Genomic DNA, 21102 nt, shown 5'->3' with positions numbered 1-21102 from the left:
TCAAGATGAGATATCCCATTCGAAAGAAGTAAGACCCCTTGAAGACGACGAGGTAGATAGGGCAGAGGTGGAAGTGCAGCAATGTATGGAGCTGACTGCTACTAATCGGTCGAGGGCTTGACCTAATAGTGGAGAAAGCGGATTATAGAAGTATCCAAAACTTCACTGAACGGCAGTTGGAAGGTTTCGTTTTATATATGTAGTTTTGAAGGTACAAGAAAAAACGGTTGGATTATTCCAATCGTTTTTTTAATTTATATGACTTAACTTTTTTTGACAAGTAAAAAAAGAGCTGTCTTTAATCTGACAACTCCAAATATCAATTCTATTTTGTTATTTCTCGATTTCACCTTTCCAATCAATAATTCCGCCAAATTCTACAATATTAGAATATCCCAGCTTACTGAGTTTTCCGGCAGCCTGTTTACTTCTGTTTCCACTGCGGCAGTAAACCAGAATGAGCTGCTCTTTATTGGGAAGCTCGGAAATCTCTTTTGTACTGATAGTTTCGTTTGGAATATTGATTGCGTGAGGAATATGGCCTTCCTCATATTCTTCAGGAGTTCTTACATCTAAAATAATGTAGTCTTTTTCTTCTTGCATTATTTTTTCAGCTTCCTCCATATCAATTTGGCGATAACTGTTATTTTCTGCATTTGAATTTTTAGAGCCACATCCCGCAAGAAGTAGTAATGTGGAAGCTAAAACAGGAATAATTTTTCTTATTTTCATTGTATTTTCCCCTAAATTAAATTTTATAATGTTTTTTATTTTTCACTTTGCATATAAGCTGCGTCATGGTTCCCATGGGGCAATAGACGCACCAGCTTCGAGGTTTGAACAAGAGCATTGTAATAAAACCAAGAATAGTAGAAGTCAGCATAACGCTATAAAAACCGAAGGCAAACTGTGCAACTCCTGGATGAATAAGCGTACCATGGTATGCCCAGTGCCAAGGAACTTTGAAGGTCCATAAAAGTGTTACAACTTGTTTTAAATTCTGTGCGTTGGAAAATACCAGATAAGTATTCCAAAGCATTTGAAAAAACATGATGAAAAAGAAAATTAAAAATCCATAGCGGAATGCTTTACTTTTCATCCATTTAGGAATATCTTTCCTACGGGAAAGTCCGAAGCGTCCACCTAATAGATTAAAGAGCTGTCCTCTTCCACAGTAGCGATTGCAGTAACTCTTTGTTCCTTTTGAGATAGAAATAATTAGAGGAATAAAGAAGCATAGCAGACCAAGCCAGGCAAAGAGAATATTGAAAAATCCTAATATCAGATAGGTAAGAGATACAATCCAAAGATAGTCATACCAATGCTTTTTCATGATACCACCTCCTGAATTTCAATTGCAGAAGCAGGACATTCTTTTGCACATTTTCCGCATCCTACGCATTTGGAAAAATCAACTTTTGCCATTATTCCTTTCCAAATTTCCATAGCGTTCCTGGGGCATACTTTTATACAACAGCCGCAGGCAACGCAATCACTGGTGTTGATAAAAGCTTTCCGCTTTTTTCTTTCCATAACAAAACCTCCTGAAGTTAATAAATCAATCTTAGGATCAAAAGATACCAGATGATTTCATTTATTATACCAGGAAGAAAGGTGAAGATTCAGTGATTTTATCACAATTGTGAAAAAACTGTGAAATTAGCAGCTGGGTGTTGACAGTGCTAACTATAAGTGTTATATTACAAATAGAACAAAGGAAAAGGAAAAAGACCTAATCCATTGGTTCATGTAATCGACACTCTGGATTTTCCAAAGTGCTAAAATAAAATCTATTGTCTTATATGAAGGGAGATATGACTTATGATGATGCCTAGTATTTTTGGAGAAAACTTATTTGATGACTTTATGGATTGTCCGTTTGAGAGAGAGTTTTTCGGAAGAAAAAATCCTCTGTATGGAAAGAATGAAAAAAATATTATGAAAACAGATGTAAGAGAAACAGAAAACACCTACGAATTAGATATTGATTTGCCTGGCTTTAAGAAAGATGAGGTAACAGCAAAACTGGAAAATGGATATTTGACCATCAATGCTGCAAAAGGTCTGGATAAAGATGAAACAGATAAACAGGGCAATTATATTCGCAGAGAGCGTTATGCAGGTGCAATGAGCAGAAGCTTTTATGTTGGTGAAAATATTCATCAAGAAGATATTCATGCGAAATTTGAGGATGGAATTTTGAGATTAACTGTACCAAAAGAAGCAACAAAACAGGTGGAAGAAAATAAATATATAGCGATTGAGGGATAAGAGGAAAAAGTTATTAAAAAATAAAAGGGAATTCCGGCTGCGTATTAATTTAGCACAGCCGGAATTTTTTTCTGTTTCTATTTTAATTTTTTCATAGTTCTATAATAGGAACAGGCAAGTGGAATACAGGCTCCAATCCATGCCAGCGGATTAGAAGCACAGGCGCCGGCAAAGCTAAAAGCTTCGGTTAAAACGAGTGCTCCGACAGCACGCATAATTAGTTCCATTATACCAGCGACAGTAGGTATGAAACTTTTGCCTAAACCCTGAAGGGTAAAACGGTAAATAAATAATAATGCCAGAGCGAAATAAAAACATCCGCTGATTACCAGATAAGTATGAGACAAGGAAAGAACTTCTGTTTCCTGTGAGCCTACAAAAATACTGGTAAGCTGACTTCCGGCGATTACATTGATTGCACCGGAAAGAATACTGAAACTGCCGGACATTAAAATACATTGAAAAACGCCTTTTCGAATACGGGAAAATTTTCCGGCGCCATAATTTTGGGCTGCATAAGTTGCCATAGCTGTTCCGAAAGAACCAAGGGGCATAGTTGCAATACTTTCAATTTTCTGTGAAGCAGTGTAAGCTGCTACAGAAGCAGCGCCCAAACCATTTAATGCAAATTGCAGCATCAGAGAACCAATGGCGATAATTGACATTTGGAAAGCCATTGGAAGGGCAATGCTTAAATGGGAGGTAATTACTTCGTAGTGCATTTGAAAATCTGTTTTTTTCAACCAGAGAATAGGGACTTTCTTTATAATAAAGAAAATACATAAAATGCCGGATAAAAGCTGAGAAAGTATAGTAGCAATGCCGGCGCCGACAACTCCCAGATGAAAATACAGTATAAATACCAAATCAAGTATAATATTTATACAGCAGGCAAAAATGAGAAAATATAAAGGAGTTTTGCTGTCACCTAATGCTCGAACCGCATTGGATAAAAGATTGAACAAAACAGTTGCAGGAATACCTAAAAAAATAATGACAAGGTATGCCCATGCATCATCAATAATCTCAGAAGGTGTCTGCAAAAGTTCTAATAAAGGCCGTGCCAACAGTACAGACAGAATTGTTGTAATAATTGCTACAGCACTGCTGATCAGAATGCTGGCTGCAAAACTTTTTCTTACATCATCTTCGTTCTTTGCTCCAAATTTTTGAGAAGTAATAATAGATAGGCCGGAGGTAAGTCCTTGAACAAAGCCAAGAATTAAAAAAGTAATGCTTCCGGTACAACCTACGGCTGCAAGTGCATTTACACCGATTGTGCGTCCTACAATCAAAGTGTCTGCCATACTGTAAAATTGTTGGAATATATTTCCGATAATAAGTGGGAGAGAGAAGAAAAAAATCAATTTGGCTGGATTTCCCCCTGTAAGTGTTTTTGTCATGAGCGAATACTTCCTTTCTGTTAAAAATCATTATTTTTATCGGAGATAAGCTCTATTATAAAAATTTTTTAAAAAAGTAGAATGTAATTTCTTGTGAAATAGATGTAATATATTGTATAGTTATAAATAGATGAGAAAAGTGAGGCAGGGTATGTGTAAAGAAATGTATGATATTACAGAGGGAGACTTAAATCCGGAATTTTTGTTTACCTGTGTTTCAACAAGAACAGAAGAGGAAGAAAATTATCATGCCCATGATTTTATAGAATTTGCGGTTATTATGGGCGGAAGAGGAAGATTTTATATTGATGGTAAGAATTATGAAGTGGAGGAAGGAGATCTGATTTTACTTAATCCCGGCACGTATCATAGAAGCAGAGCAGGATATTCAAAAGAGGGATTGAAAGAATGTTATATTGGATTTTCCAAAGTTTCTTTTAAAGGGTGCGAAAGTGGATATTTTCCTTTATTTAAGAACAACCAAAAGATTATGAAAATGACAGACAAGATGAAAAAGAATATTTTTCAAATTTGTAATGCGATGAATAAGGAAGCAAGAGAATGCGGCGCAGGGCGTTATTTTATGCTAAAGGCATATTTAATTCAAGCATTGTGCATGATTATCAGAGAACAGAGAGAGGAAAAGCAGGAAGGGGAAGGCAAAGGATATATTTTTCAATCCACGGGAAAGAAATATGTTGTGCAGCAGATTATGAAATATATGGAAGAAAATTATCAGGAAAAAATATCCCTGGAGCAAATTGCGGCAAATATGTATTTAAGCTCCTTTTATATCGCAAAAATTTTTAAAAGTGAAACGGGAGATACTCCTATCAATTATTTAATTCGGCTTCGCATGGAAAAAGCAAAAGAAATTTTAGAAATATCTCCCGAAGAGCCGATAAAAGAGGTTGCGGCAGCTGTGGGATATTCGGATGCGTACCATTTTAGTAAGTTGTTTAAGAAGCATTACGGAATTTCTCCCTTATATTATAAGAAAGAGAGTTTTTCTTGACAGGATTACGCAAGTATCCTATAATTCCTATTAAAATAGTCGGATATAAAAGGAGGATAAAATTATGGGTGAAAAAATATATAGAAACGTACAGGAGCTTATCGGAAAAACACCATTGATGGAAGCTACAAATATAGAAAAAATGCTGGATTTAAAAGCCAGACTCCTTGTAAAATTGGAATACTTAAACCCGGCAGGAAGTGTAAAAGACCGAATTGCAAAAAATATGATTTTAACAGCAGAGCAGGAAGGAAAATTGAAACCGGGCGCAACGATTATTGAACCGACTTCAGGAAATACAGGAATTGGTTTGGCTTCTATTGCAGCGTCGAAAGGCTACAAGTTAATTTTGACTATGCCTGAGACTATGAGTGTGGAGCGAAGAAATATTCTGAAGGCCTACGGGGCAGAGATTGTTCTTACAGAAGGGGCGAAGGGTATGACCGGAGCGATTGAGAAAGCGAAGGAGCTTGCAGAGCAGATTTCAGGCAGCTTTCTTGCAGGACAGTTTGATAATCCGGCAAATCCGGCAGCGCATATGGTATCTACCGGTCCGGAAATCTGGGAGGATACCGATGGAAATGTGGATATTTTTGTTGCAGGGGTAGGAACAGGAGGAACAATTACAGGTATCGGCGGATATTTGAAAGAAAAGAAGAAGTCTGTGAAGATTGTTGCAGTAGAGCCGTCAGACTCTCCTGTACTGTCAAAGGGTACAGCGGGACCTCATAAAATTCAGGGAATTGGCGCCGGATTTGTACCTGCTGTTTTAAATACACAGATTTATGATGAAATTATGCCGATTACAGCAGAAAAGTCTTTTGAAACAGCAAAACTTTTTGCTCACAAAGAGGGAATTTTAGTGGGTATATCCTCCGGCGCAGCTTTGTATGCAGCTATTGAACAGGCAAAACGTGAGGAAAATAAAGGAAAAACGATTGTGGCATTGCTTCCGGACAGCGGAGACCGCTATTATTCTACACCATTATTTGAAAGCTGATGGAAAAGCTATGGTGTAAGTGTCTGCTTTGTGTTAAACTTCAAATATAAGAGAAAGACAGGAGAATGTAAAATGGATATTATTGAATTTCAAAATAAATTAAAGGAAGTACAGACACTTGCTTTAAACAATGGAAAAAAGGTAAAGGCAGCTTTAGTAGAAAAATTTTTCGAAGGAGATGACATTACTCAGGATAAATTACAGAAGGTCTATGATTTCTTGGAAATACAAGGTATTCATGTAGATGGAGCAGAGAAATCACCGGAAGCTTCGGTACAGGAAGAAGTAGTGCAAGAGGCAGCAGCAGAAATTCCTCTTACTTCAGAAGAAAAAGAATTTTTAGAAGAGTATCTTTTGGGCTTTGAAACAGAGGAAGAATTATTAAAAGAGGAACTGCTTCGTGCATTTTTAGCAGGAAATCAGGAATGTACAGAAAAATTAATCCGTGCATATCAAGATGAGATTGTAAAAGCTGCAAAGAAATTAAACCGTGAAGATATATTTTTCGGAGATTTACTTCAGGAAGGAAATATGGGACTTTTGACAGCTTTGGAGCGTCTTTCAGAGCAGGAAGCTCCGTCTGAATGGATTGTCAGGGAAATTGAAAGTACCATGAAATTATTTATTGAGGAACAGGCTCAGCAGAAAAAAGAAGACAATATTCTGGTAGAAAAGGTCAGAGATTTGGAAAAAAAGGTAAAAGAGCTTACCGAAGATGAGGATGTGAAGTACAGTGTGGAGGAGTTGGCTGCATTTCTGGATATGGACCTTGAGGAAATGGAGTCTGTGCTTCGATTAACAGGAGATGACAAGTAGAGTTTTATTGTTTTTTAATAGAATTACTATCTTTTCTTCATTGCATAATAATACGTGAAGCAGTATAGTCTATATAACAGGGCAAAACCTGAAGCATTGGAAACAATGTAAAAATGGAGGATAATGAAATGGATATTGAAGAAAAGAAAAAACCACAGCCTCCTAAGAAACCGGTGTTATTTTATTATGGAATAATACTTTTGGTCTTAGTATTGCTGAATACATTTGTAGTTCCTTATATTGCGGAAAGAAGCATTAAGGAAGCTGATTATAATGAATTTTTGGATGACTTGGAAGCCGGCAAGATTTCAGAGGTTACTTTGGAACCGGATGTGATTTACTATGTGGAAAAAGGAAAAGATAATAAAGAGCAAGTGTATAAGACAGGTCGTATTTCTGATTTACAGGAAGTAGATAGACTGCACAAAGCAGATGTTGTCTTTTCTGAGGAAATTCCCACGAAAATGAACCCTCTTGTGAGTCTTTTGCTCACATGGGTACTTCCTTTTGTACTTATGTGGTTTTTAGGAAGTTGGCTTATGCGTAAGATGATGAAAAACATGGGTGGCGGAGCCGGAGCCGGGGCAATGACTTTTGGTAAAAGTAATGCTAAAATTTATGTAAATTCATCTACAGGAATTAAATTTTCAGATGTAGCAGGTGAAGATGAAGCGAAAGAATTGCTTACAGAAATCGTGGATTATCTGCATAATCCTGAAAAATACAAAGAAATTGGTGCATCTATGCCAAAAGGTGCGCTTTTAGTAGGCCCTCCGGGTACTGGTAAAACATTACTGGCAAAAGCTGTTGCCGGTGAGGCGAGTGTACCTTTCTTTTCAATTTCAGGTTCTGAGTTTGTAGAGATGTTTGTAGGTATGGGTGCGGCAAAGGTCAGAGATTTATTTAAACAAGCCAACGAAAAAGCACCATGTATTGTATTTATTGATGAAATTGATACGATTGGAAAGAAACGTGACGGAAGCGCAATAGGTGGTAATGATGAACGTGAGCAGACGTTAAACCAGCTGCTTACGGAGATGGACGGATTTGATGGTTCTAAGGGTGTTGTTATTCTGGCTGCCACAAATAGACCGGACTCTCTTGATGCAGCGCTTCTTCGTCCGGGACGTTTTGACAGACGAATTCCGGTAGAATTGCCGGATTTGAAAGGTCGTGAAGAAATCTTAAAAGTTCATGCCCGAAAAATTAAAATTGCAGATAATGTGAATTTCCATGAGATTGCAAAAGCAGCATCCGGTGCATCCGGTGCAGAGCTGGCAAATATTGTAAATGAAGCAGCTCTTAGAGCAGTCCGTGACAGAAGAAAATTTGCAACACAGGCAGATATGGAAGAAAGTATAGAAGTTGTTATTGCAGGTTACCAGAAGAAGAGCAGGGTTCTTTCCGAAAAGGAAAAACTTATTGTGTCTTATCATGAGGTAGGACATGCTCTTGTGGCAGCACTTCAGACAAATTCTGCACCAGTGCATAAAATTACAATTATTCCAAGAACTTCCGGTGCGCTGGGTTATACCATGCAGGTAGACGAAGGAGAACATTTCCTTATGTCGAAGGAAGAACTGGAGAATAAGATTGCTACCTTTACAGGAGGAAGGGCAGCAGAAGAATTAATTTTCCATTCTGTAACAACAGGAGCATCTAATGATATTGAACAGGCAACGAAAATTGCAAGAGGAATGATCAGCCGTTTTGGTATGAGTGAAGAATTCGATATGGTTGCTATGGAAAGTATGTCAAATCAGTATCTGGGAGGAGACAGCTCTTTGGCATGTTCTTTTGAAACACAGACTTTGATTGATAAGAAAGTTGTGGAACTGGTAAAGAAACAGCATGATAAGGCATATAAAATTCTGGAAGATAATATTGCCAAGCTTCACGAGTTGGCAAAATACCTGTATGAAAACGAAACCATTACAGGTGAAGAATTTATGCGGATTTTAAATACAAAGCCAAGGATTGGCATGAATGAAGATGTAGCAGAGGAATAAGCAAATGATTTACACAATTAAAAATGATAAAATAGAAGTTTCCGTAGAGGATTTAGGTGCACAGATGCGCTCTATAAAAGATGCAGAAGGTAAAGAATATTTGTGGCAGGGGGATGAAAAATACTGGAAAGAATGTGCCCCTAACCTGTTCCCTTATATTGCCCGTCTGACACAGGGAAAATATATTTTAAAGGGTAAAACCTACGATATGACTACACATGGTTTTTTAAAGAGAACTGTGTTGAAATTAAAAGAAAAAACACAGACAAAAATGGTGTTCTCATTGACAGATAGTGAAGAAACTTATAAACAATATCCTTATCATTTTGAACTGAAAGTAAAGTATGAGCTTTTGAAAAACGAATTAAAAGTATCTTACAGCGTGTCTAACAAGGATAAAAAAGTCATGTATTTTGGTATTGGAGGTCATCCGGGATTTCAGGTGCCTATAGAGAAAGAATTATCCTTTGATGATTACTTTATTGAGTTTGCAAATGGGACAGATATGAAGCGTGTGGGAATGTCAGAGGACTGCTTTGTTACAGGTAAGGATGAGGCCTTTACTTTAGATGATAAGCAAAGATTACATCTGCACCATGATATGTTTGATGACGATGCCATTATTTTAAAGGATGTTCCTTCTAAAATGACGCTTGCATCGGAGAAGGGTAATGCAAGAATTGAGATGGAGACTAATAATTTAGGATATTTGGGAATTTGGCACAGACCTCGTACAGATGCACCTTATGTATGTATTGAGCCGTGGAGCTCCCTTCCATCCAGAAAGGACATTATAGAAGATTTAGAGAAACAGGATAATCTGGTGAGCTTGAAGCCAGATGGCTATTACACAGGATTTTTCAAAGTGAAAATTGTAAAATAATAGAGCTGTTGCATGGAATGTAGAAACTAAGCTTCGTTCCATGCAACATTTTTTTCTGCTTTTTATAAAATGATTATCCCCCTGGGAGGCTTGTGTAAGTTATAGAATGTGATAAAATAATATCAAAATGCCAGAATAAAGTACAGAATAGTTCATCAGGCATAGTTTGACTTAACATAAAGAGGAGGATATATAAATTATGAAGAGACGAACAAGGTTTTTGGCACTGCTTCTCGCAGCATGTATGACAGCAGGAATGGCAGCGTGTGGAAGTAATGGCGCAAAAACAGAGAATAAAGATACTGATACTAAGAAAGAAGCACAGAACACGGAAGAAAAAGATGGAAAGAGAACCATTGTGGACAGCATGGACAGAGAAGTGGAAATTCCTGCTGAAGTAGACAGTATTGTATGTCTGAACGTCACAAGTCTTCGCTATACCTGCTATATGCAGGCGCAGGATTTGGTTGTAGGAGTGGAAGATTATGAGCAGAAACAGAGTATTTCCAGACCATATAATTATGTGAATTTTGATAAATTCAAGGATTTGCCTGTAGTAGGAAATAATGGGGAGCACTACATTGAAGAAATTATTACAGTAGATCCTGATGTAATTATGATGTCTGCACTGGGAAATTGTGATGCGGATGATGTTCAGGAAAAGACAGGAATTCCTGTTGTTGTTATTCCTGGAAGTGACCAGATGATGGATGAGAACGTATATGAAACTTTTCGAATTATGGGAGAGGTTTACCAGAAAGAGGATAGAGCAGAAGAGCTTATTGCTTACTTAGAGGACACAAAAAAGGATTTAGATAACAGAACAAAGGATATTCCGGAAGATGAGAAGGAAACCGTTTATGTAGGAGGAGTAAGTTTTAAGGGGCATCATGGATTTGAGGGAACAGAAGCAAACTATGGACCGTTTTCTGCAATTTATGCTAAAAATCTGGCAAATGAAACAGACCAGACAGGAGCTTTTAACATCGATTTAGAGCAGGTTCTGGCATGGAATCCGGATGTGATTTTTGTTGATTTTAATGGTATGGAATTGATTAAACAACATTATGCAGAAAATCCTGATTATTATAATCAGTTAAAGGCAGTACAGGAAGGAAAAGTGTATTCTCAGATTTCTTTCCGTTCCAGTGCTTCAAACCTGGATATGGCTCTGGCTGATACATATTATGCAGGTTCCGTATTGTATCCTGAAAAATTTGCAGATATTAATCCGGCAGAAAAGGCAGACGAAATCTTTGAAAAGTTGTTGGGACAAAAGTTTTATGATGTATTAAAGGAGAATGGATATGAGTTCAGACAGGTCCAAATTGGAGAATAACAGCAATGATACCGCATACCGGAAAAACCAGCGAAAAAGTGTTTTATTTTTGATTATTTTGGCAGTGGTGTTGGTTCTTACCGTGTTATTTTCTATGTGGGCAGGTTCTTACGATACACCTTTAAAGGAATTAATATTGGGAATATTTGGACAGGCATCTGATAATAAAATTAATGTAGTAGTGCAAAATGTAAGACTGCCTCGTATATGTACAGCTGCAATTTCCGGGGCAGGACTTGGAGTGACAGGCTGTATTTTGCAGGCAATTTTAAACAATCCTCTTGCTTCATCAAGTACCCTTGGAGTATCTCAGGGAGCGGGATTTGGAGCTGCTTTTGCAATCATTGTTTTGGGAGCAGGAAGCGCTGCAAATGGAAATTTTATTATTCCTATTTGCGCTTTTATAGGAAGTATGGCAGTTGCTATTGTAATCTTTGGGCTGTCCCGTTTCTGTCAGATTTCAGCAGAGTCTGTGGTACTCGCCGGTGTGGCAATCAGTTCTATGTTTACCGGAGCTACTACCCTTCTTCAATATTTTGCAGATGAAGTGGAATTAAATGCACTGGTATTTTGGACTTTCGGAGATTTAGGAAGTACCGATTGGAAAGAGATTAGTTTTATGACGGTAGTTGTTTTTCTTGCAGGAATTTACTTTATTCTTCATCGATGGGACTTTAATGCATTGTTAAGTGGAAATGAAACGGCAACCAGTCTTGGAATTCATGTAAGAAGATTAATTATTATTAACATGATTTTATGTTGTTTTACGGCATCTACCATTGTTTCTTATATTGGTTTAATCAGCTTTATCGGTCTTGTGGCACCACACATTGTACGAATGGTAGTGGGAAATAATCATGTATATCTCATCCCTGGCTCTATGCTGGCCGGAGCTGTTTTGCTCCTTCTGGGTGACTTGGCAGCGAGAACGCTTATAAGTCCGATTATTCTTCCGATTGGAGCGATTACCTCCTTCCTTGGAGCTCCGTTGTTCTTATACTTACTGTTTAAAGGAGGCAGCCGTTCATGCTAAAGGTGGAAAATCTTCAATATGGTTATCCGGGAGGACCGGAAGTATTAAAAAATATCAGTTTTACCTTAGGAGAAGGGCAATTTATGGCAATCTTAGGTAACAATGGGGCCGGAAAAAGTACTATGCTGAAATGTTTTAATCAGATTTTAACGCCTAGACAGGGCAGTATTATGTTAAATGATGAGGCAATTTTAAAGTTGTCAGCAAGAGAAATGGCAAAGAGGATTGCCTTTGTAGCTCAGAGTGTACCCAATGTAAAAATGACAGTTCATGACATGGTAATGCTGGGAAGAAAACCTTACATGAAGTGGGGTGTTACGGAAAAGGACCATGAGATGGTTCATGAAGCAATGGATAAATTAAAAGTATCGGATATGAGAGGACGCTTTTTAAACCAGTTAAGCGGGGGAGAACGTCAAAAAGTTATGCTGGCAAGAGCTTTGGCACAAGAACCCAAACTGCTTCTTTTAGATGAGCCTACCAGCAGTCTTGACCTTCAAAACCAGTATCAGGTATTGCAGATTGTACGAGATATTTGTCGTGAAACAAAAATCTCTGCGATTGTTGTCATCCATGATTTAAACTTAGCTCTTCGCTTTTGTGACAGATTTTTGCTGATGCAGGACGGGCAGGTGTATGCCAGCGGGGATGCGGAGGTTCTTAATCGAAAAGCTATCTGGGATGTTTATCATATTCATGGTGAGGTGGTATCTGTGGGCGGACAGAAGATGGTATTGGTAGACTCGCAGGTGACAGATATATAAAGAAAAGAGTGATAAAATGAACTTAGAACAGCTGGAAAAAGAGTGGAGTAGAAAGGATAACAGACAGGGTGAATTACAGGCAAAGCTTTGGGATAAAAAGGCAGGACAGTATAAGGAAAAAACCATTCCAACACCGGAAGAAAATCCTTTTTTGAAACAAGTTTATGGAGAAATGCAGATAGATGAACACACCCGTATTCTGGATATCGGATGCGGTGCAGGGCGCTTTAGTCTGGCGTTGGCAAAGTCAGGAGCACAGGTGACAGGCACGGATGTATCATCAGAAATGATTATGGCGGCAAAGGAGCTGGCAGAGCAAAAACATCTGAAAAATGTATCATTTTTTCATGCTGATTGGGCAAGTCTTGATATTGAAAAAATGGGATTTTTGAAAAATTTTGACCTAGTGTTTGCTCACATGACACCTGCTGTTGCGGATTATTATACATTAGAAAAAATGTGTAATTGTTCCAGAAACAAGTGCTTTTTGGTAAAGCCCTCGAGGAGAAGTGATAGGGTGCTTGATGGGGCATTTCAGGCAGCAGGAATAGAAAAAAATAAAAAGGAAACAGACTCCTCTATTGCTATGATATTTTCTTATTTGTGGCTGAAAGGGTATTCTCCCTATATTTCTTATCGTGATGAGGTATGGGAAATCAGTCAAAGTGTGGAAGATATGCTGGCATGGTGTATTGACAGGGCAAATTTGCAGGGAGAAGTCACGTGGGAACAGAGAGGCAAAATGCAGGCATATTTGTCAGATATAAGCGAGAACGGAAGAATTACAGAAAGGACAAATACCACCATTGTGACAATGAGCTGGTGTGTGTAAAGGTGAAGAAAATGAGAGATGAATTATGGAAGAAATGTGTTGCTTTTCATGGACATGAGTGCGGTGGGCTTACCATTGGATTTCAGGCTGCGTTATATGCCATTGAATTATTAGGATTGGAAGCAGACGAAAAAGGCTGTCTTTCCGGAGATGAGGAGCTGGTTTGTATTGTGGAAAACGATGCCTGCGGGATTGATGCCATTCAGGTGATTTTGGGATGCAGCGTGGGAAAAGGAAACCTTTTATTCCACATAAGAGGGAAACAGGCATTCTCTTTTTATAATAGAAAAAATGGGAAATCTGTGCGTTTAGTATTAAAACCAACACCGGAAGGTATGAGTAGAGCAGACTCTTTTGCTTATTTCCAGAGCCATGAACCGGCAGAGTTATTTGATGTAAAAGAGACTGTAATTGAACTGCCGGAAGCAGCCAGAATTTTTAAATCAGAGCCATGCAGCTGCTGTGGGGAGATTACAGCAGAGCCTATGCTTCGTTTACAGGGAGGCAAACTGTTTTGTCTGGATTGCTATGAAAAATATAATCGTTTTGATGTGTAGATGCGCAGCTCGCGGAAATGAAATTATCACTTTGTGAACCACTCGCGCGCGGAAATTGCGCTGTTGCGTAATCTTTTTTCATATAATAGGAAATTCCGACTTTTGTTGGAACAATGAATGAAAATAGCCCACACAAAGGTGGGCATAGGAACAAGATGACGCTCGTTAGAAGATATAAAAACCTTCTACACCAGCCTCATCGGCAAATAAATCATCTTCGTTTAAAAAGTAATCCATATCCAGAAGCTCCTCCTCGCTCATATTGCGAATGTCCTTAGGAGTCATTCCTTCTGGTGGATTGTCAATGTATTTTTTGCGTAATTCCTCGATACCTGTTTTCATGCAACCATCCTCCTTTTAGAGGATTATAGCATAGAATGTAAAAAAAGAAATCATGCAGAAGAACGCTTTCCGAGAAATTTGGACATTGCTTTCTCATAAAGTTCTTCGAGGGATACGCGTTGGTGATTATAATAAAGTTCCAGGAACTCCATTTTGTGCCTGCAGCCGGGACATTCCAAAGGATCATAGCCGAAGGAAGAAAGAATGGCATTGCGCCACAGGTTGAAGCTTCGGTAAATGCGGTGCCTGCTTTTGGGGATAGCCCGGTAGAGTTTTGCATCTGTTTTTCTGTGTCTGGCATATAAGCCGCCATAACGGATCATTTTAAAGTGCTTTTCGGGGATATGGCGGATCAGCCTTTTTATGAAATCCATGGCAGGAATAGTTTCCTGTATATATTGATCATCCTCATGGCGGTTATAATGAAAAGTCACCATTTCGCCATCATAGGAGTCAATTCTGGAGACGGCGATGACAGGTCGGCCAAGATACCGGCCAATATAGCGGATGACTGCTTTAGGGTCACAGAGGTTTGGTCTGGCATAAACATAGAAGCCCTGCTTGTGTTCATCATAACATTTGGCTTTTACTTTTTTAAAAGAAGAACCGAGGAGAGTTTCCATCTCATTGAGGAGAGCGGTGCGGAAAGCATTCCGAAGAAAGGTGTAGTTAAAATGCTTTACGGGTTTCCAGAGTCCATCATCACTAAGACCGCCTTCGGAAATAAGGCAGTGAATGTGAGGGTTCCATTTGAGATCCCTGCCAAAGGTATGCAAAACCATGAGAAAGCCGGGGGTAAAATTTTTGGATTGATTGATTTTGAAAAACATACGGGAGACGACACTGTTGACGGAATGAAAAAGGCAGTCAAGGAGTGTGCGGTCTTTGAGAAAGAAATCCCGAAGGTTTTTGTCAATGGTAAAAACACAGTGGCGATGGCTGGACTGTATGAGTTTGAAAGCCATGCTGGTAGAGCGCTCCATGGAATATTTGATGCCGCAGGTAGGGCAAAAGCGGCTGTGACAGCGGAAAGGAACGAATTTTAGGTTACCGCAGTGGGTGCAGGCATACATGGCACCGCCGAAGGAAGGATCACCGCAGTGGATCATTTTATCAATGTTTTCCATTTCCGTTTTTCTGGGATGGAGGGTATATTTAATTTCTTCATAATAGTCGGTAAAAATTTTTTGAAGTATATTCATGAGAGTATTATGACAGATAGGGAAGGAAAAAGAAAGCCCCAACCCCTCAAAGATTGAGGGGCAGGGGAGTTGAAGTGTCGAAGACACTTTTTTATTGATAAATTTCTTCGCCATCTGTTATAATGGATGTTATAGAATTCCTCTGCAAAGTGGAGGAAAAAGTATGAACACATTATTGAAAAATCTTACAATCAAAAATAATTTTATGTTTGCAGCAGTGATGTCAGAGGAGGAGAACTGCAAAGGCTTTTTAGAACGTGCGCTTTCTATTAAAATAGACCATGTGGAAATCAGCACAGAGAAAAATATCGTCTACCATCCGGAGTACAAAGGTGTGCGATTAGACGTTTATGCAAAGGATGAAAAGAATACCCGCTATAATATAGAGATGCAGGTACTAAAGCAGCCTGCATTGGGACGCAGAAGCCGTTATTACCAAAGCCAGATGGATATGGAGCTTTTGGCAAAAGGGTGTGAATATGCAGAGCTTCCCGACAGCTATGTGATTTTTCTCTGTGATTTTGACCCTTTTGGCGAAGGGAAATATCGGTATACTTTTCGAAAAAGCTGTGAGGAAACACAAAAAGCGTCTTTAAAAGACGGACGTTGTATTATGTTTCTAAACACCTGTGGAGAAAACGCAGAAGATGTGCCGGAAGAATTGGTTTCTTTTCTGAAATTTGTGCATGCAGACTTAAAAGAAAGTCAGACGGACTTTCAGGATGATTATGTAAGACAAGTGCAGAAATCAGTCACCCATATCAAGGGGAGCAGAGAAATGGAGGAGAGATTTATGCTTTTGGAATTATTGATGCAAGATGAACGCAGAGAAGGGCGTAAGGAAGGTAGAAAAGAAGGATTAAAAGCTGCAATAGAGATGCTTCAGATGGTTTTGTCCAAATTCGGACAATTACCTGACAGCCTTTTGGAAACATTATATGAACAGGAAGATGTAGAAGTAATTAAAGGCTGGATGGAGACAGCGTTAAAGGCACAGTCATTAGACGATTTCATTTCTAAAATGTAGTACAGTGAATAATAAACCAGTATCTAAATATCTAACTGAAAAATGAGGCTGTTGTATTAAGTGCATTTTTACTTAATGCGACAACCTCGGATGGAAACATTTCAACGCCATTTCAGGCAAAATTTCAAAAAAAGCAGAGGAATTCTATTATTACATTATTGTAAGAATATTGAGATGCAGTTGTAAGCTATAAGCGGTATAATTGAAAGAAATATAAAAGCTTCAATATTCAATAGAGGGGGTGTTTTTTTGAAAAATGACTATTTATTTTCTATGGCTATTGATGAAATAAGGGGGAGAAAAAGAAGCAGTTTTTTGATTTTCTTTGTATTATTTCTGAGCTTTACCTGTGCCATGATTTCTCTTTCTCTTACAGAAAGTATGGATAAAACAAATGAAGAATGTAGATATGATACTTATGGTATATGGGAAGGTGCAGTTTTAAATGCAAACGAGAGGGAGCTGGATTTTTTAGGGGAGACACCTTTTATTCAAGAAAGCGGAATGGCGCAATGCTATGGAAAAATTGCGGGAAACAGTGGAATAGGAACAGTGGATGACCACCTTTGGAAACTGGGAAGACTAGAGTTAAATAGCGGAAGACTTCCAAAATCCGGTGATGAAGTTGCAGTAGAAGCAGATGTTCTTAGTGTTCTGGGCTATGATTATGAGCTGGGACAAAAGATAGATTTGACGATTTCTGTACCTGCTCAATATTTAGATGAACAGACGCAGGAGGAAGATGCTTTTCCTTCTATTCAAGTGACAAAAACTTATACTCTTTGCGGGGTTTTGAAAGAATATACAAACCTTTGGGAAGCAGGGAGAAAAGCGACCTTAAACAGTGCAATTCTCACAGAAAAGGGCGCACAGGAGCTTTTTTTGGAGGCAAAAATCCAGCAGGAGGAAATGGTGCCATTACCGCCTGAAAAGAACTGCTTTTTCACAATGAAGAACCATGATACTTCTAAAATTTGTGAGATTAATGAGGGATTGAAACAGGAAGACGCAGAAATTCAACAGGAAGTTCTTATAAACACATACGCATACCCTGATGTACAGCAGATGGAGAAAAAGCAACTGTTTCATTGGGCAATTTTTATAGTGTCACTTGCTGCGATTGTGTGTCTTTATATGTTGCAGGTGCGCAGGCAAGTATATCAGATTGCTCTCTTTCGAAGCATTGGAATTACAAAGAAGCAATTACGAATTTTGATTTTTTTCGAGACAGCTCTGCTTGGATTTCCGGCAGCAGTATTGGGGAGCATTACAGGGGCATTGGGAACATGGTGTTTGGTAAAAGTCTTATTGAGACAGAAAAATGCAGTCTTTGTTTTAGATATACCGGTTGTTTCTCTTGTGTTATTTTTTACTTTGTGGATTATCGCTCTTGCAGGTATGAGGATTTTGGTATTACAAATGGCATTAAAACAGCCTCTTACAGGAAGATTTGAAATCCAGCAGGTAAAAAAGCAGAAGGTAAACAGGATGAAAGGTGTGTTATTGGCAGGATTATCGGTGGCTATGGCAGGCATTGTGATTTTTGTTTGTATGGAAGCCTTTCCAATATTTTATAAAAGGGAAATAAACGAAAAGTCACGTTCTTATAGTATCAATGCGCTGGAAAATCCATTTGCCTGTATTCCAAAGGAAGAACTTTCTAATATAAAAGCGATACCGGGAGTCAGTAAGATAGATGCACAGTTGGTAGAGAATTGCGAATTGCGTTTTGAAGATATGGAAGAAAATGATTTTTTTCAGGCAGTCAGAGAAAATTCTGAAGATACACAGCCGGTATTACTAAATATGATAGATGGCGCAGGAAATAAAAAAATTATTGATTATCCAAACGGATTAGGGGTATCTATCTATGGGATACCAGAGGAACGAATGGAAACTTTACCGCACGCAGAACAAGTAAACAAAGAAGCTTTTCGTCAAGGGAAACAAGTTATTATTATATTTTCCACAGATGTAGATGGTAATCTTGTGTATGGAGGGAAGTCTTATACAGAAGCAGGAATAAAAGCAGGTGATGAGATTGAGCTGAATTTTTATGGTTTTCCAGTAGGGGAAAGAATAGAAAGAAAGGCGAGTGATGTATCAATAGTCGGAAATATGACAGCAAAAGTAGGAGCTGTTATAAAAGTAAATAGGGAGAAGTCAGCTTATGATCCGTTGTTATTTACAGGAAAACCGTATATGGTGTTATGTTCTTATGAGAGCCTAAAGGAAACCTTGGAAAATGCAAAAGAGGGTTACGAGCTGGGATTTAATAAAACCGGTACGGAATTAGGTTATAATTCTTTAGATATTTATACATCAGAAAGTGCAGGATATTTATCTACGGATTTTATTGTGGCAGATTTATGTGAGCAGTATGAAATGAATTTACGCAATGAGCGTGAAATGATAACGGCGTCTGTACAGGAAGCAGAACGTGAATTTTTCTTGCTGTTTTTTGGAGGAGTGTGCATTATATTGATTTTACTTCTTACAGTTTGTAATATTCTGGCTTTTGATTATGAAAATCAGAAACGTAAAATAGGAGTTTTAAAAGCACTGGGAATGTCAAAAAGACAGCTTCAAAATAGACTAAGAAGAAATTCTTTGAAAACAGCAGTTTTTTCTGTTTTTTGCGGTTGGGGTGTATATGGAGTCTGGATTTTTGAAAATGTGTGGAAACAGCAGAGGTATTTGCAGCAGGAATTTCAGGAAGTGCGCAGTTTTTCTCAAATTTTACAGCAGCAAATCGAAAGCATGAAAATTTTCGGAATAGGAGGATTTGAGGCGTTTTGGATTAGCGCAGCAGCATTTTTAGCAGTATTTTTAATGTTATATTTACCGAAGCGCAGGTTGAAAAACGCAAAGCTTTTTTGATATAATGCTTACAAGAATTTTGATTTACAGAGGTCTAAAATGAAGTTTCATATTTTGATTACAGAAGACGATGAAAATGTTGCAAACGGTTTGTCAGATATTTTGAAAAGCTATGGTTATCAAGTGTCTGTATCAGATAACAGTGCAGATACCATAGAGATTTTAAACAGAGAAAATATTGCTCTTGTAATTTTGGACGTTTGTCTCGGTGAGGATAGTGGATATGATTTATGTAAAAAAATCAGAGAGTTTTCGGATGTTCCTATTCTTTTTCTCACAGGCTGCAGCAGCGAATTAGAGCTTATACGGGGATTTCAGGTTGGGGGAGATGACTATGTTACAAAGCCTTTCCGTATGCAGGAATTGCTGGTGCGTATGCAGGCAATTCTTCGCCGTTCTTCCTTAAATAAGGGGGAATATTATCAAAGCGGAGAGTTGTATTATAATCATTTTACACACCAGATGATAAAAGGAAAAGAAGCGCTTCCCCTTACTTCCGTGGAATTGAAGATTGCCGTGTTGTTATTGAAAAGCTGGCCGAATACCATTACCAGAAAGGACTTGCTTTACCATGTGTGGGATAATGATTTTCAGTTTGTGGAGGAAAATACATTGAATGTAAATGTCAGCCGTTTACGGGATAAGCTGGGAACTTTTGAGGAAGCTCCTTACATTACGACCATACGTGGAGTAGGCTATCGCTGGGCAGTGCCGGTAAAGAGGTGTCAAAAACCATGTTGACAATAGTTTGTTTTATTATAGCGTGTATTAGTACCATTGCCGCAATTTTGTTATTTAGAAAAAGCAGAAAAATGGAAGACAATATCAGGCAGGCAGAAGCAGATATCAGCCATTTTCTTCTTTATCCGGAGCAAGTCAATAAGAAGTCTCTGGAGGAAGGGGTTTGTTTTAATCTGCTCAATCAGGTTCGGGAGCTGGAGGAACAGCTTCTTCATGAAAGATATCACAAAAAGCAAAAGGAAATCTATACAAACAGTTTTATCGAAAATATGGCACATCAGATGAAAACATCGGTTACAGCCTTACAGATACGTCTTGATTTGGCTGATTTTCATACCAAAACAGAGGAGGAAAAAGCAGCTTTAAAAGAGGGGCAGAAATGTGTTACCCGCCTTACAGAGGAAATTGAAAGGGTTTTAAAATCCAGCCAACTGGCTGCCGGTAAGGTACTTATGGATTATGAGGAGCTGGATTTAGAAAAGCTGATAAGCGCTTGTATTGAGCGACTGGAAGTGATTGCACATAAGAGAAAAGTAAGCTTTGAGATGAAAGGGGAGCTTCCTAAAAAGTATTTTGGAGATGGTTTCTGGCTTATGCAGGCTTTTGAAAATCTTTTAAAAAATGCTGCCGAGCATACCAAAAAGGGCACAATAGTTTGGGTGAATTTGGAAGAAAAAGAAGGGGATATTAAGGTTTCTATATGTGATGAAGGAGAGGGAATTTCACCGGAAGAAATGCCAATCTTATTCCAGCGTTTTTGCCGTGGAACTTCCAGAAAAGCAGGATATGGTATAGGGCTTAATATGGCACAGGATATTATAAAATCCCATCACGGAAGTATTTCCGTGAAGAATATTCAGGGGAAGGGCGCTTGTTTTCTTGTAAGTCTTCCAATGCTTTATGGCACAGAACCTTACAAAATCGTAAGGGGAAATGAGAGAAAACTGTAAGCTTTTCTTGTTATAATCTTAGTATAGAAGGTAGCAGA

21 protein-coding genes and 1 rRNA gene are annotated in these 21102 nt (G+C 38.4%); 16 read left to right on the top strand and 6 right to left on the bottom strand.

Annotated elements, in window-relative coordinates:
• A 23S ribosomal RNA gene (locus tag BQ7352_RS03015) occupies positions 1–125 on the top strand; the annotation flags it as partial.
• A gap of 208 nt (positions 126–333) precedes the next feature.
• Here BQ7352_RS03015 and BQ7352_RS03010 read toward each other — a convergent pair.
• The 3 genes from BQ7352_RS03010 to BQ7352_RS03000 are packed head-to-tail and all read right to left on the bottom strand — an operon-like array spanning position 334 to position 1533.
• Positions 334–732, bottom strand: a complete 399-nt coding sequence (locus tag BQ7352_RS03010) for a rhodanese-like domain-containing protein (protein WP_072446867.1) — start codon at positions 730–732, stop codon at positions 334–336.
• A 16-nt stretch (positions 733–748) separates the two neighbouring features.
• Entirely contained in the window at positions 749–1333 is a 585-nt protein-coding gene (locus BQ7352_RS03005) for a 4Fe-4S binding protein (protein ID WP_072446864.1), read from the bottom strand.
• Positions 1330–1533, bottom strand: a complete 204-nt coding sequence (locus BQ7352_RS03000) for a DUF362 domain-containing protein (protein WP_072446862.1) — start codon at positions 1531–1533, stop codon at positions 1330–1332. Before BQ7352_RS03000 ends, BQ7352_RS03005 begins: the two co-directional genes overlap by 4 nt.
• A 288-nt stretch (positions 1534–1821) precedes the next feature.
• On the opposite strand from BQ7352_RS03000, the gene BQ7352_RS02995 reads away from it, so the two are divergent.
• Positions 1822–2271 carry an Hsp20/alpha crystallin family protein gene (locus BQ7352_RS02995; protein ID WP_072446859.1) on the top strand — a complete coding sequence of 150 codons (450 nt, stop codon included), beginning with the start codon at positions 1822–1824 and terminating at the stop codon, positions 2269–2271.
• A gap of 77 nt (positions 2272–2348) precedes the next feature.
• Here BQ7352_RS02995 and BQ7352_RS02990 read toward each other — a convergent pair whose 3' ends face one another.
• Positions 2349–3674 carry an MATE family efflux transporter gene (locus tag BQ7352_RS02990; protein WP_072446857.1) on the bottom strand — a complete coding sequence of 442 codons (1326 nt, stop codon included), beginning with the start codon at positions 3672–3674 and terminating at the stop codon, positions 2349–2351.
• Between the two features lie 151 nt (positions 3675–3825).
• Here BQ7352_RS02990 and BQ7352_RS02985 point away from each other — a divergent pair, with 151 nt between their 5' ends.
• From BQ7352_RS02985 to BQ7352_RS02940, 10 genes are all read left to right on the top strand, one after another.
• The gene (locus BQ7352_RS02985) at positions 3826–4689 is read left to right on the top strand and encodes an AraC family transcriptional regulator (RefSeq protein WP_072446855.1); all 864 of its coding nucleotides are present in this window, start codon (positions 3826–3828) and stop codon (positions 4687–4689) included.
• Between the two features lie 64 nt (positions 4690–4753).
• The gene (cysK, locus tag BQ7352_RS02980; protein ID WP_072446853.1) at positions 4754–5689 is read left to right on the top strand and encodes a cysteine synthase A; all 936 of its coding nucleotides are present in this window, start codon (positions 4754–4756) and stop codon (positions 5687–5689) included.
• Between the two features lie 72 nt (positions 5690–5761).
• Positions 5762–6505 carry a sigma factor gene (locus tag BQ7352_RS02975; protein WP_072446851.1) on the top strand — a complete coding sequence of 248 codons (744 nt, stop codon included), beginning with the start codon at positions 5762–5764 and terminating at the stop codon, positions 6503–6505.
• A 128-nt stretch (positions 6506–6633) separates the two neighbouring features.
• Positions 6634–8514 (top strand): ATP-dependent zinc metalloprotease FtsH, encoded by a 1881-nt coding sequence (gene ftsH / locus BQ7352_RS02970; protein WP_072446848.1) that lies wholly within the window; start codon positions 6634–6636, stop codon positions 8512–8514.
• 4 nt (positions 8515–8518) lie between these two features.
• Positions 8519–9397, top strand: a complete 879-nt coding sequence (locus BQ7352_RS02965; protein WP_072446846.1) for an aldose 1-epimerase family protein — start codon at positions 8519–8521, stop codon at positions 9395–9397.
• A gap of 199 nt (positions 9398–9596) precedes the next feature.
• On the top strand, positions 9597–10736 hold the full coding sequence (locus BQ7352_RS02960; RefSeq protein ID WP_072446844.1) for an iron ABC transporter substrate-binding protein: 1140 nt from the start codon (positions 9597–9599) through the stop codon (positions 10734–10736).
• On the top strand, positions 10705–11769 hold the full coding sequence (locus BQ7352_RS02955; protein ID WP_072446842.1) for a FecCD family ABC transporter permease: 1065 nt from the start codon (positions 10705–10707) through the stop codon (positions 11767–11769). The genes BQ7352_RS02960 and BQ7352_RS02955 overlap by 32 nt, the downstream gene beginning before the upstream one ends.
• On the top strand, positions 11763–12533 hold the full coding sequence (locus BQ7352_RS02950; protein ID WP_072446840.1) for an ABC transporter ATP-binding protein: 771 nt from the start codon (positions 11763–11765) through the stop codon (positions 12531–12533). The genes BQ7352_RS02955 and BQ7352_RS02950 overlap by 7 nt, the downstream gene beginning before the upstream one ends.
• A gap of 16 nt (positions 12534–12549) precedes the next feature.
• Positions 12550–13365, top strand: a complete 816-nt coding sequence (locus BQ7352_RS02945; protein ID WP_072446838.1) for a class I SAM-dependent methyltransferase — start codon at positions 12550–12552, stop codon at positions 13363–13365.
• Between the two features lie 11 nt (positions 13366–13376).
• On the top strand, positions 13377–13922 hold the full coding sequence (locus BQ7352_RS02940; protein WP_072446835.1) for an FmdE family protein: 546 nt from the start codon (positions 13377–13379) through the stop codon (positions 13920–13922).
• Positions 13923–14087: 165 nt separating this feature from the next.
• On the opposite strand, the gene BQ7352_RS14590 is transcribed toward BQ7352_RS02940, so the two are convergent.
• Together BQ7352_RS14590 and BQ7352_RS02935 are read right to left on the bottom strand one after the other, a co-directional pair.
• Complete coding sequence (locus BQ7352_RS14590; protein ID WP_200791354.1) at positions 14088–14264, bottom strand: hypothetical protein; 177 nt, start codon at positions 14262–14264, stop codon at positions 14088–14090.
• A gap of 50 nt (positions 14265–14314) precedes the next feature.
• A complete protein-coding gene (locus BQ7352_RS02935) occupies positions 14315–15466 on the bottom strand; it encodes an IS91 family transposase (RefSeq protein WP_072446888.1) in 1152 nt (383 codons plus the stop codon).
• 163 nt (positions 15467–15629) lie between these two features.
• Between BQ7352_RS02935 and BQ7352_RS02930 the strand changes: the two genes are divergently transcribed.
• The 4 genes from BQ7352_RS02930 (at position 15630) to BQ7352_RS02915 (ending at position 21064) form a co-directional block, all read left to right on the top strand.
• On the top strand, positions 15630–16493 hold the full coding sequence (locus tag BQ7352_RS02930) for an Rpn family recombination-promoting nuclease/putative transposase (RefSeq protein ID WP_072446833.1): 864 nt from the start codon (positions 15630–15632) through the stop codon (positions 16491–16493).
• 249 nt (positions 16494–16742) lie between these two features.
• Positions 16743–19373, top strand: coding sequence for an FtsX-like permease family protein (locus BQ7352_RS02925; protein ID WP_242948506.1), 2631 nt, complete (start codon positions 16743–16745; stop codon positions 19371–19373).
• Positions 19374–19412: 39 nt separating this feature from the next.
• A complete protein-coding gene (locus tag BQ7352_RS02920) occupies positions 19413–20114 on the top strand; it encodes a response regulator transcription factor (RefSeq protein WP_072446830.1) in 702 nt (233 codons plus the stop codon).
• Positions 20108–21064: a sensor histidine kinase gene (locus tag BQ7352_RS02915; RefSeq protein ID WP_072446828.1), complete on the top strand. Its 957-nt coding sequence runs from the start codon at positions 20108–20110 to the stop codon at positions 21062–21064. The genes BQ7352_RS02920 and BQ7352_RS02915 overlap by 7 nt, the downstream gene beginning before the upstream one ends.
• The last annotated feature ends 38 nt before the right edge of the window (positions 21065–21102 follow it).

This window comes from Blautia sp. Marseille-P3201T (genome assembly GCF_900120295.1).
Classification (GTDB): Bacteria; Bacillota; Clostridia; order Lachnospirales; family Lachnospiraceae; genus Blautia.
The sequence above is the reverse complement of the archived record's forward strand: the minus strand, read 5'-3'. Positions and strand labels throughout refer to the sequence as shown.